Consider the following 10,782-nt stretch of genomic DNA (forward strand, 5'->3'; position numbering starts at 1 on the left):
TTATTAATCGCTATCCGGGATCGAGGATCACCCTTGCGACTTTTCAGCAATATATTGATCTATTCAAAGATTTAAAAATCTTTTTCAGAGTGTTGAGCATCAAAAAGGCAATGGAAGGAATTGCTCTCGGGATTTTGAATTTCAAACGGATTTTTAATCTGATTGGAAGTGTTGAAAGCCCAGTGGTTGGTGGAAGGCTGAAGCATGAGATATACATGACAGAAAACCGAATTGATATTTTTGAGAAATTGCTCGGGATCGATCCCCCTTATCACAAAAAAACAGTCATGGTTGATTTGAAAGCAAAATGGATCGAGCAAGCCAAAGAAAAAATAAATTATGATCCCAATTTTAAATACATTGCAGTTCAAATATCCTGCGCTACACCTATCAGAACTTATCCCCCAGAAGAAATGGTTAAGATTGGAAAATTATTTGATGACAGGAAATTTAAAATCATCTGGCTGGGCGGGATAGAAGATTGGTTCAAAGCATATAGGCATTTATTCTTTGATTTTGGGATTAATCTTATCGGCAAAACAGATTTAAGTGAATTAATAGCAATATGTTATTTATCAGATTTAATTATTGCCCCCGATAGTTCGGCAGTCCATATATCAGCGACTTTCAATAAGCCATGCATTGCGCTTTTCGGGAACATCAATCCTTATTTACGAGTGGCTTATTATCCTAAAGTCAAAGCTTTATTCCCCTCTCAAGTGGATTGTCCCAATTTCCCATGCGGGGATAATGTAATGTCAAAATGCTATCTGAAACCTCAAAAGCAAATAGGCGGGGACTGCATCAGATCCCTTAATGCTGAGGAAATTTATAATGAGGCCATGAAATTATTATGAGTCAGGTTATAGCTGCAACTTATACTTTTTGCAATGAGCCATTTTTTGAATATACTTTAGCTAATATAAGTCCACTTGTAGATAGCATGATTGTGCTTGAAACCTATATCGGCCCTAATCGCAATCTTGTTCGAACAGATAGGATTGAGCAAATTATCAATCAGTCGCCTTATAAAAATAAAATTATATATGAAAATTTAGGTAAAGTTCCCGATAAAGAATTTATCTCTGATTATGTGCTTTATCTGATGAGAAGCATAGCAGATGAGGGCGACTGGTTGGTTTTTATGGGCTCGGATGAGGCTTGGTATCCAGAAGCTATTACTCTACTTCGAGAGGTGAATGAGAATATTCTTGAGATTATGTTCCCCTTCTGGGATTTTATCGGGGATTTCAATCATATTCTGATTTATGATCCGCCCCGAGAAGCTTTTCATAACTTTGAGGTTTTTTATGATATTTTTGATAACTGGATGGTAAATGGTATTTATCATGAAAGAGCTTACAGGTGGTTCAAGGGTTATCATTATGGCAATAACCATACGGCCGTAAAAGATTCAAAAGATAGATATATTTATAATCATTCATTTTATAAAGATAAAAGAATTTATATCCCACATGATTCTAAAAAATTGAGATGGACTCATTATGGAAATCTCGGAACTCAAAAATTTCAGAGTGCAAAGAAAAAATATTATGATGATCAAAAAAGCGAATTCACTGATAAAGACTTTATTTATCGTTATATTTCCACCGGAAATGATTCAAATCTTCCCTTATTCTTTAGAATTGAAGAAATTAATATAGAGCACCCATATCCATTTAACGACCATCCCTGGAGGAATCTGAGTCGTGAAGAAATATTTAATGCCGAATAGTCCTATTCATGAAAGCGTTAAGTTCGGTGAGAATGTGAGGTTGGGATATTATGTTGTGATAGAAGAAGGATGTGAAATTGGCGATAACTGCTTTATAGGAAATTTTGTTATGATGAGGCCTTATACAAAAATCGGGAATAATTGTGTAATCGGGCATGGGTGTGTTTTTGAAGGATGGTCAGAAATCGGAGAGGGAACTCATATTATGCCTCAATGCCATATCACAAAAGGGGCAAAAATTGGGAGATTGGTTTTTATCGGCGCCGGGGTGATTGGGGTAAACGATAGAAAAATGGTTTTTAGAAGAAAAGAATTTAAGCCCGAACCTTTTGAAATAAGGGATTATGCAAGAATCGGTTCGGGGGCAATTATACTGTCCGGAGTTGTTATTGGAGAGAATGCTCTTGTGGGAGCTGGAGCGATAGTAACAAAAAATGTGCCTGCGGGTAAGATTGCAATAGGAATCCCTGCAAGAATTATCGGGGATGTATTGAAAGAAGAATGGATTTCGTAGAGGTTTTTAACAAATTTAGAAAAGAATACGACCGCATGAGTTTTGATGAGCTGAAATCATTCTATAATTTTCTTTATTCTTATTTCCCCATGCAAAGGCATTTTAACTTTGACAGAGTTTTAATGTTTTTCAATTTCTGCTCTTCATCGTTAAGAAAACTGATTGTCTTTGAATTGGGGGGTTGGGACGGAGAGCTTGCCTGCAAAATGATTGCAATGATCCCCGAGATTGTAAGATGGGACAATTATGAGATATGCGATAATGCCTTAAAATATTCAAACCACAAAGATTCAAAATATTATCCCATTGACCTGAACAAACCAATTCAGGAATATGAGTTTGAAGGGGAATATAACGTTGGCATTTTCAGCCATGTGCTTGAGCACATGAAGTATCATGAGATTGAGAAGCTGTTTAATAAATTAAACTTGCGGTATATCTATATTGATTGTCCATTTTCATCTGATTGGAATAATTATTATTGGACTCATATTTTAGAGAAGAGGCCAGATGAAATATTAATAAATCGAGGATATACAAAATTTTTTATGGATGGTGATATTTCATTCTGGAAAAAATGAAGATCCATTGGGCGACAGATTACATGGGCATCGGCAATAGTTATGGGTATAGCATTCATAATAGGATTATGAAGAAAGAGATTTCTAAATATGTAGAATTTGATGAAAATGCGAAGATATCTTTGGCCATACTTCAGGCATACAATTATGAAAGAGTCCCCGATAAATTTAATGTTCTTTTCACCATGTGGGAAACTGAGGATTTGCCTCGAAATTATGTCGAAGGATTAAAGCAGGCGGATTTTATTATTGTGCCATGTGAACACAATAAAAGGCTTCATCAAAAATATGTTGATAAGCCGATAGAGGTTTGCCAGGAAGGGTGCGATACAGAGATATTCAAATATAAGAAGAGAGAATTTCCGCAGAATGGAAAGCCATTTCGGTTCCTGTGGGTTGGCGCTCCAAATCCACGCAAAGGATATGAAGAGATGGCTTTTATTTGCCAGATGGTTAAAGATGTGCCGGGGATCGAGATATACCTCAAAACCACGATGACAGATCGATTTGAAGTAAGGGGCAATGTGATTTTTGATTCAAGAAATATAAGCATAGAAGAAATGGTGAATCTCTATCATTCAGCAAATTGTTTTGTTTTGCCTTCCCGGGGCGAGGGTTGGGGGCTTACCCTCGTGGAGGCAATGTCAACGGGATTGCCATGTATTGCACCCAGGCATACGGGGATTGCAGATTTTTTTGATGATTATGTGGGTTATACCGTGAAATGGGAATTAAAAGAGATTGATTTGCCACACTATAATTTAAAAACTTCATGCCCCTTCCCCGATCCTTTCGATATTTTTCACCGCATGGTTTATGTGGTCAAGAATTATAAAGAAGCACTGCAGAAGGGGAAAAAGGCTTCTGAAAGAGTGAGAAATAAATTTACATGGGAGAAGGCGGGTTTGAGGCTTTATGAAATTTTAAAAGAAGTAGAGAGGAAATATATTAATTAAAGGAGTAATTTATGGCCATTGATTATATCACTTTAAAAAATGAATTTGTAAATGACCCCAGAGGATACGGATATACAATTTATTGGGAAAACGGGCAGGACTGGAAACTTGCAGAATTGATTAATGAAGTTAGAAATAATATTAAAATAGACCGTGAGCTTGTAAATGCCTATGAGGTTTTTGAATGCATTGTTCCAGAAGAGTGGGCAGCACTTACGACCCAGGAGAAGGAGCGGATAAGACTCATATTAGCAATGGGGCAGGTTAATTTGAAAGGAGCAAATACAAGGGCTGCCTTTCAAGCTGCTTTTGGAACCGGAACGACAACAAGGGCAAATCTTATTAATTTATTAAAGAGAAATGGAAGTCGAGCTGAGGAGCTTTTCGGAGCTGGAACTTCAATCACATGGGAAGATGTAGCAAAAGCAAGGAGGATGTAATATGGCAACCTTTAAATGGACACAACCTGAAACCATAGCAACGGCACTAAGCACAGAATTGAATTCATTGGCAAATGGTTCATTTGCTATTTCTTCGGCTATAGACAATGAAAACGGGCTTTATTTATTTATTGATTTGGAATTGTATTTAGCCAGTTTTACACCCGGTTCTGGTTCGCCCTACTGTGCGGCTTATTTTACTTACAGTTTGGATGGAACTAACTTTGAAAAAGAGCCTGATGGTTCTTCGGGGGATAAACCACCCGATGCAATATTTCCACTTGAGGCATCAGTAACTCAGTCAAGCAGAATTGTGATTACTAATATTCCTATTCCACCATTAAAATTTAAAATTAGCCTCAGAAATATGAGTGGGGCTGCTTTGGCTTCAAGTGGTAATACATTGAAATACAGAAGACACAATGAGCAGGGTGTGTAATGAGCCATATAATTTCTAAGCCCAATAGGTTTATTAAACCAAGATTTGAGTGGAGACCAAGACTTATTCCAGAGCATCCATTAAGCCAAGGGTTAATTCTTTTCTTAATTTTTAATGAAGGAGCAGGTACAAAATTATATGATCTTTCACCTAAAGGGCATATGGGCCTTTTAAGTGACTTCAATTTTAATGCTAATTCTGGTTGGTGTAGTGAAAAATTTGGAGTTGCGTTAAAGTGCGATGGAGTAAATGATATTATTAGTATTACAGATTACAGTCAATGTTTAGCTCCCCCTTCATTGACTTTTGTAGCTAATTTGAGGATTTTATCTTATAGTCAAAACGATAGAATAGTTACGAAAAAGCCAAATCTTTCTTGGAATGCTAATTCAGGTTGGAGTTTAGAAGTAGTGGATGGATCCACATTCGTTTTTTTGGCTTCTGGTGGAAGTTATACTGGCAATTTGACAATTCCTTGGAGTACTGACGAATGGTTTCAAATTGCAATTGTCAAAAAAGAAGGTGAGTCCGAGGTGTATGGTTATAAAAATGGTTTATACCAAGATTCACAAACTGTTGGGGATCCAATTGTTGCAAATGATCAAAGTTTAGTATTGTGTGCATATCCCTTCTATGATATGTACTCAAATATTATTATTGATCATGTGAGAGTTTATAATAGAGCTCTTTCTTCTTCAGAAATTCAGGAACTTTATCTTAATCCATTCTGTAATTTAGAGATTCCAGTCTACAGAAAATATTGGTATGTCACCGAAGAAGCTCCTTCATTCAATCCCGCATGGGCTAAACAAAGTAATGTATTTATAGGAAGTGGAGCAATACTATGAAAAAGAATGTAGCAAATCAGGTCGTTTCAGCACATTTAATAAATAAAACAGATGGTTCTGATGTAACATCAGGCACAACTACAGTTTATGTAACAATTGATGGAGGAACACAGGGAACTGGTTCTGGAACTGTAACACATAAAGGCAATGGTGAGTGGGTTTATCAACCAACCCAATCTGAAACTAACGGAGACCATATTATTTTTACTTTTGTCAATTCAAATGCAATATCTGTGGGTGTTCAGGTATATACTGACTATCCACAGACTGGCGATGCTTATGCTATAGTCAGCAATGCTACCTATGGCAACTCTGCCTTAAATGACGATGTTGATACTTTACTGAGTCGTTTGACTTCTACAAGAGCTGGTTATCTTGATAATTTACCCAATTTAGATACAAGTATCAGTTCAAGAGCACCAGCATCAACGGCTCTTTCTAATACAGTTTGGACAGATACTAAGGCAGGTTATCTTGATGCCTCAATATCCTCGCGTTCCACTTTAACTGCTCAGCAAGTTTGGGAATATACAACAAGGACTTTAACCAGTTTCGGCTCATTGGTCTCTGATATCTTTGATTATGCCGTGGAAGGTAGTTTGAAGTTGGTTCATGTCTTGAGGATAATGCTTTCGGCATTGGCTCTCAAGAGCAGTGGTGGGGGAACGAATACGATTTATTTTAGAAATGTAGCTGACGATAAAAATAGAATCTCTGCTACAGTTGATGGAAATGGGAATAGAACCTCTGTTACATTGGATGGCACATAATGAATAATGGATATTGGAATAAAAATTATTGGCCTAAAAATTATTGGCAAGATAATTATTGGCCAATTTATGTAATAGAATTAGAATTAGAGATTCAAGAGCTATTGCATCAACATGGGATAGAGGTTCCATCATTAACCCAGCAACATTATCTTGAATTGCAAGAATTGATAAATGGTCATGGATTAGAGGCTTTAAATTTAATTCAACAACATTATTTAACGGTTAACGAGCTTGCACATGATGTTTTATTTGACCACATTGAATTAATAACGGGCATAGCTTTAGAAATTCAAAAATTAATACATAGTCACGCACTCGATTCCCTCAACCTTTCTCAGCTTCATCAATTAATAGCCCAGGATTTGCTTCATGACCATACACTCGATTCCATTAATCTCTCTCAACTTTTTCAATTGGTCATACAAGATTTAAATCATAATCATTCTTTAGATTCTGTTATTCTTTCTACGGCCATTCAATTAATAATCCAGAATTTAATTCATACTCACAATTTAGATTCAGTCAATCTTTCCCAAATTGCTCAATTAATTGTCCAAGATATTCTTCATAATCATTCAATTGATTCAATCAATCTCTCTCAGCTTCATCAATTAATCCTTCAAAGTTTAATTCACCTTCATCTTCTTGACAGCACGGCCTTCAGCACATTGGGGGAAGTTATTAATACTTCAGCCTCTTCTATTCTAAAAAGATATAGCAAGAGAAGTTCAAGCAATATTTATGAGATTAAGGGGTGTATGATATGGAGAAATGTCTAAGATGTAATGGCGAGGGCATTGATCCTGAATTTTCAGGGGAATGCAGAGTATGTAAGGGATCGGGCGAAAAACAGCCCGATATAGTATTAGAAGTAAAAAAAATAATCCATTTTTTTGATTTTAATTTAGGAGGTAAAGAAAATGGCAAAATGGATACATGATGATGTTCTGGATGCTGCACTCAACTATATCAAGAATAATGCGACTCGGATTTCAGTCTGTTCTCAGCAGCCCGCAAATTACACAGAGGCCACATCAACTTATATGCTGGCAATAAAGACCATTTCAAGTTCTGATTTTACAGGACCCACCAATGGAGATACAAGCGGAAGGAAAATCACTTCAAACCAGCACACGGGGGTTAATATTACCAATAGCGGGACGGCAACTCATGTGGCTATTTCTGACTCAACAAATTCTAAATTATTGCTGGTTACGACTTGTACCTCTCAGCAACTTTATGCGGGGAATACTGTGACCATACCAGCCTTCGATGATGAGATCGCAGATCCAACTTAAGGAGTTAGGATATGACAAGAGAATATATTTATCTCGGCCATGATAATATATTCAGTCTAATTTTGTATCTAAACAATGAACCGGCTGATCTTTCGGGCGTGACCAAGATGACAATTACCATCGGGGATATAACAATAGCTTCAAATAATTCAGATACTGATCCAATCCGTTGGGGAAAAACCGGTTATAGCACGGGGGAGGTGAGATTTTTCCTCGGGACTCAGAATTTATCCCCGGGAGAATATGAGGCCCCCCTTGTGGTTTATGATTCTGCTTATGTCAATGGGATTGTTTGGAGTTATGTTCCCCTAACTGTAGTGGCCGAGGTAGAGAAAGAATAGGAGCAAAGAAATGCCATTAAATATGAATGCTCTTACAACGGTTGCGAATTTAAAGAGGTATCTTGATATTGAGGATAATTCCCATGATTCACTGCTCGAAGAACTGATTAACCGGGCAACTTTGGTTATTGAATCTTTATGCAATAGGAAATTTAAAAATCTAAATTCAAATGGTGAACTTCAGACGGTTACTGAATACCACGATGGAGGAACTTCAAGCATCAGACTCAAATATTATCCAGTTTCTGAAATTGTAGCCGTATATGAGGATCCGGGTAGAGAATTTGGTGCGGATACACTTCTTGATTCGAGTGAATATACGGTTGATGAAGAAAGCGGGATTTTAAAATTTGATGCGGGAAATTTTATTAGAGGAAATAAAACCATAAAAGTTGTGTATAAGGGCGGCTATACAACTTCCCCCTATGATCTGGAACAGGTATGCATAGAGCTTGCAGGCATTCTCTTTAAATCCACTGATACTCTCGGAACATCGAGCAAATCTTTCGCTGATGGAAGTGCTGCTTTTTATGAGAACAGACTTTCTTTAATCTCCCGAGAAGTGATTGAAAGATACAGAAGGATTGATCATTAATTATGGCGACAAAAGAAGAAATTATCAGCTTTTATGAAAATTATTTGGATGAAATCGAGCAACCCGATTTTTCAACTTCACCCTTTATCTACCGGGGGACTTATCATTTTGAGGATAAGGAAAATTTGAATTTGCCCGCATTGTTTATTGATGAGGGGGAAGCGGATACTTATGAATACGCAGGGTTGGGCTCGAATTCAATGCTGGTTAATTATCATCTGATTATCAAGGGAAGAATCAAAGGAGATTGGGAAGATTATAATAATTTTATGGATGATGTGATTAGTAGAATTAATGATAAAGATAATAATACCTATTGGGCTTGGACTTCTCTTGATAGGGTTGAGGCTTCTTTTGATCCCAACTCTGATTTAAAAGAATTTAATCTATATTTAACTGTAAAACAGATAAATTAAAAAAATTTCTTCTTATGTGGTTCAGGTTTGAAAGGGAAGGGCCAGACTCTCACACAAAATTGATTGATCTTGAGACTGGCGAGGAAATAAAAGGTATTTTTTCATGGCTCGAAAATTTATTTTTCGAAGCCTTACAAAAAGAACAAAAGGAGGTAAGTTAAAAGATGGGTGTAAAGGTAGGACGCTTAGGAAAAATTATGAAGGGAACATCGGTGGTTGCCCTAGTTCAGAATTTTTCAATCGATATGCGGAGTGATTGGCTTGAGACGACATCTCTTCAGGATAATGCCAAAAAATATGTCTCTGGTCTGCATGAATATACTGGGAGGGCTGAATTCTTCTTTGATCCTTCGGATACGAACCAGCTCGCTATTCATAATGCAATGCTCAATGGAACAAAATTGACAGATATCAAATTCTATATTGATAATACCCACTATTACTCTGGCGATCTATGGATTACGGGGCAATCTGTTAGTGTGCCGGTTGGGGATATCATTAGATTGAGCTGTGATTTTCGATTCGATGGAACATTAAATTTTTCATAATCTAATTGAATAAAAATCAGGGGGTTTTATGGTTAATATCAAAGACCTGATGCTTGAAGTGCCGAAAACTATCGTTGTTCACTATATCGATGATTTCTATATCGAACTCAAATATCTTCCGAAATCAGAACTCTCAAAAATCTTCGAAGAATCAAAAAAGATTGTCTGGGATAAAAGGGATCATACGAAGAAAGAAGAAATCGATGTCGATGCATTTTACAAAAAAATGATCGATAGAGTATTGGTGGGGTGGAGGGGACTTAAGGCCTCCACCCTTGCCAAGCTGATCCCGATAAAAATTACTGACCCAGATATTGAAATCGAATTCACCCCCGAGAATGCCCTGATTCTTCTTCAGAATGCTTATGATTTTGATATGTTCATTCAGAGGATTGTGACGGATATTGAGAAATTCAATGCCGAGCAATTTGAGGCAGAAAAAAAAATTTAATTGAATATGCGAGATGGCTGAAAGAGAAAAAGATAGACTGTAATGAATGCGAGTTTTTGCATCAGCAGTTTAATAAAGAATCCCCCTGCGAAAAATGCAATCGGCCAGAGATTCTTGAAGAAAATTATGAGGCTCTAATGGTTTACGATTTGTGCAAGAATCAATTGATACTGACGCCCATGGGTGATATTTTGGGCATTCGCCTTGAAGCAATTAAGACTGCAATGGATTTATTAAAGATTCAGAGGCAAGTTGAGACGGCTCAAAAAATAATCATTTTTGTATCAGAATTGTATAAGAAAGAATAATGTCAATATTAAGACCCTTAGATAATTATCCGAGAAAAATCAAAGAAAGGGCTGAAAGAATAGAAAAGAATTTAATCCAAGCCCTGAATAAAACTCTTAATCAAGCAGTAAAAATCTCGGTAAGCGAATATTTATCGGGGCCCCGACCGCAGAAACTTAAAAGCGAAACCATGAGATCGAGATTTGCGATAATTCCGGCCCAGAAGGTTGGAAATATTATAAAAGGACTCGTGGGAATATCGTATAAAAAGGGAAATATCAATATTGCCGAATTGTGGGAATTAACCGGACATGGGGCTTATGAAGTTACCCCCAAAAGGGCAAAAGCAATTATTATCCCGGTTGCAAGATTAATCAGATATTCACCCAGTGCGGGCAGGACTTTATATCGAAGAGTGCCCGAACATAGGGCAAGAATGGGTTATGGTGGATTATTTGAGCGTGGATTATATGGGTATATTTTTAGAAAAAGGGCAATGATTCCAGCAGTTCCACCCAAACCATTTTTAAGACCCGTATTAGAAAAAGCCGTTATGAAA

18 protein-coding genes are annotated in these 10,782 nt (G+C 36.9%); all 18 read left to right on the top strand.

What is annotated here, in order from left to right:
• Positions 1–110: 110 nt before the first annotated feature.
• The gene (locus ABIL39_11470; GenBank protein MEO0166742.1) at positions 111–857 is read left to right on the top strand and encodes a glycosyltransferase family 9 protein; all 747 of its coding nucleotides are present in this window, start codon (positions 111–113) and stop codon (positions 855–857) included.
• The gene (locus ABIL39_11475; protein MEO0166743.1) at positions 854–1,735 is read left to right on the top strand and encodes a hypothetical protein; all 882 of its coding nucleotides are present in this window, start codon (positions 854–856) and stop codon (positions 1,733–1,735) included. The genes ABIL39_11470 and ABIL39_11475 overlap by 4 nt, the downstream gene beginning before the upstream one ends.
• On the top strand, positions 1,710–2,249 hold the full coding sequence (locus ABIL39_11480) for an acyltransferase (GenBank protein ID MEO0166744.1): 540 nt from the start codon (positions 1,710–1,712) through the stop codon (positions 2,247–2,249). Before ABIL39_11475 ends, ABIL39_11480 begins: the two co-directional genes overlap by 26 nt.
• Positions 2,237–2,830, top strand: coding sequence for a hypothetical protein (locus ABIL39_11485; protein MEO0166745.1), 594 nt, complete (start codon positions 2,237–2,239; stop codon positions 2,828–2,830). Before ABIL39_11480 ends, ABIL39_11485 begins: the two co-directional genes overlap by 13 nt.
• Positions 2,831–2,898: 68 nt before the next feature.
• The gene (locus ABIL39_11490; protein MEO0166746.1) at positions 2,899–3,786 is read left to right on the top strand and encodes a glycosyltransferase; all 888 of its coding nucleotides are present in this window, start codon (positions 2,899–2,901) and stop codon (positions 3,784–3,786) included.
• An 11-nt stretch (positions 3,787–3,797) separates the two neighbouring features.
• Positions 3,798–4,226: a hypothetical protein gene (locus ABIL39_11495; protein ID MEO0166747.1), complete on the top strand. Its 429-nt coding sequence runs from the start codon at positions 3,798–3,800 to the stop codon at positions 4,224–4,226.
• Between the two features lies 1 nt (position 4,227).
• Positions 4,228–4,665, top strand: coding sequence for a hypothetical protein (locus tag ABIL39_11500; protein ID MEO0166748.1), 438 nt, complete (start codon positions 4,228–4,230; stop codon positions 4,663–4,665).
• Entirely contained in the window at positions 4,665–5,513 is an 849-nt protein-coding gene (locus ABIL39_11505) for a LamG domain-containing protein (GenBank protein ID MEO0166749.1), read from the top strand. The genes ABIL39_11500 and ABIL39_11505 overlap by 1 nt, the downstream gene beginning before the upstream one ends.
• Positions 5,510–6,283 (top strand): hypothetical protein, encoded by a 774-nt coding sequence (locus tag ABIL39_11510; GenBank protein MEO0166750.1) that lies wholly within the window; start codon positions 5,510–5,512, stop codon positions 6,281–6,283. Before ABIL39_11505 ends, ABIL39_11510 begins: the two co-directional genes overlap by 4 nt.
• Positions 6,283–7,065 (top strand): hypothetical protein, encoded by a 783-nt coding sequence (locus ABIL39_11515; protein ID MEO0166751.1) that lies wholly within the window; start codon positions 6,283–6,285, stop codon positions 7,063–7,065. Before ABIL39_11510 ends, ABIL39_11515 begins: the two co-directional genes overlap by 1 nt.
• A 141-nt stretch (positions 7,066–7,206) precedes the next feature.
• Entirely contained in the window at positions 7,207–7,584 is a 378-nt protein-coding gene (locus ABIL39_11520) for a hypothetical protein (protein MEO0166752.1), read from the top strand.
• 11 nt (positions 7,585–7,595) lie between these two features.
• Complete coding sequence (locus ABIL39_11525; protein ID MEO0166753.1) at positions 7,596–7,925, top strand: hypothetical protein; 330 nt, start codon at positions 7,596–7,598, stop codon at positions 7,923–7,925.
• A 10-nt stretch (positions 7,926–7,935) separates the two neighbouring features.
• The gene (locus tag ABIL39_11530; GenBank protein MEO0166754.1) at positions 7,936–8,520 is read left to right on the top strand and encodes a head-tail connector protein; all 585 of its coding nucleotides are present in this window, start codon (positions 7,936–7,938) and stop codon (positions 8,518–8,520) included.
• Between the two features lie 2 nt (positions 8,521–8,522).
• A complete protein-coding gene (locus tag ABIL39_11535) occupies positions 8,523–8,936 on the top strand; it encodes a hypothetical protein (protein MEO0166755.1) in 414 nt (137 codons plus the stop codon).
• Between the two features lie 164 nt (positions 8,937–9,100).
• Positions 9,101–9,484: a hypothetical protein gene (locus ABIL39_11540; protein MEO0166756.1), complete on the top strand. Its 384-nt coding sequence runs from the start codon at positions 9,101–9,103 to the stop codon at positions 9,482–9,484.
• Between the two features lie 28 nt (positions 9,485–9,512).
• Positions 9,513–9,935 (top strand): hypothetical protein, encoded by a 423-nt coding sequence (locus tag ABIL39_11545; GenBank protein MEO0166757.1) that lies wholly within the window; start codon positions 9,513–9,515, stop codon positions 9,933–9,935.
• Positions 9,936–10,072: 137 nt separating this feature from the next.
• Positions 10,073–10,243 (top strand): hypothetical protein, encoded by a 171-nt coding sequence (locus tag ABIL39_11550; GenBank protein ID MEO0166758.1) that lies wholly within the window; start codon positions 10,073–10,075, stop codon positions 10,241–10,243.
• On the top strand, positions 10,243–10,782 hold a 540-nt coding region (locus tag ABIL39_11555), incomplete at its 3' end, for a hypothetical protein (protein ID MEO0166759.1). The genes ABIL39_11550 and ABIL39_11555, both read left to right, overlap by 1 nt.

The organism is candidate division WOR-3 bacterium (assembly GCA_039802205.1).
Classification (GTDB): domain Bacteria; phylum Hydrothermota; class Tepidihabitantia; order SM23-42; family JAOAFX01; genus JAOAFX01.

Bases quoted from the DNA above. Each gene is read 5' to 3' on its own strand.
- ABIL39_11495 (MEO0166747.1), top strand. From the start codon at position 3,798: ATGGCCATTGATTATATCACTTTAAAAAATGAATTTGTAAATGACCCC.
- ABIL39_11500 (MEO0166748.1), top strand. From the start codon at position 4,228: ATGGCAACCTTTAAATGGACACAACCTGAAACCATAGCAACGGCACTA.
- ABIL39_11475 (MEO0166743.1), top strand. From the start codon at position 854: ATGAGTCAGGTTATAGCTGCAACTTATACTTTTTGCAATGAGCCATTT.
- ABIL39_11485 (MEO0166745.1), top strand. From the start codon at position 2,237: ATGGATTTCGTAGAGGTTTTTAACAAATTTAGAAAAGAATACGACCGC.
- ABIL39_11520 (MEO0166752.1), top strand. From the start codon at position 7,207: ATGGCAAAATGGATACATGATGATGTTCTGGATGCTGCACTCAACTAT.
- ABIL39_11470 (MEO0166742.1), top strand. From the start codon at position 111: ATGGAAGGAATTGCTCTCGGGATTTTGAATTTCAAACGGATTTTTAAT.
- ABIL39_11550 (MEO0166758.1), top strand. From the start codon at position 10,073: ATGGTTTACGATTTGTGCAAGAATCAATTGATACTGACGCCCATGGGT.
- ABIL39_11530 (MEO0166754.1), top strand. From the start codon at position 7,936: ATGCCATTAAATATGAATGCTCTTACAACGGTTGCGAATTTAAAGAGG.
- ABIL39_11540 (MEO0166756.1), top strand. From the start codon at position 9,101: ATGGGTGTAAAGGTAGGACGCTTAGGAAAAATTATGAAGGGAACATCG.
- ABIL39_11525 (MEO0166753.1), top strand. From the start codon at position 7,596: ATGACAAGAGAATATATTTATCTCGGCCATGATAATATATTCAGTCTA.
- ABIL39_11535 (MEO0166755.1), top strand. From the start codon at position 8,523: ATGGCGACAAAAGAAGAAATTATCAGCTTTTATGAAAATTATTTGGAT.
- ABIL39_11545 (MEO0166757.1), top strand. From the start codon at position 9,513: ATGGTTAATATCAAAGACCTGATGCTTGAAGTGCCGAAAACTATCGTT.
- ABIL39_11510 (MEO0166750.1), top strand. From the start codon at position 5,510: ATGAAAAAGAATGTAGCAAATCAGGTCGTTTCAGCACATTTAATAAAT.
- ABIL39_11490 (MEO0166746.1), top strand. From the start codon at position 2,899: ATGAAGAAAGAGATTTCTAAATATGTAGAATTTGATGAAAATGCGAAG.
- ABIL39_11515 (MEO0166751.1), top strand. From the start codon at position 6,283: ATGAATAATGGATATTGGAATAAAAATTATTGGCCTAAAAATTATTGG.
- ABIL39_11505 (MEO0166749.1), top strand. From the start codon at position 4,665: ATGAGCCATATAATTTCTAAGCCCAATAGGTTTATTAAACCAAGATTT.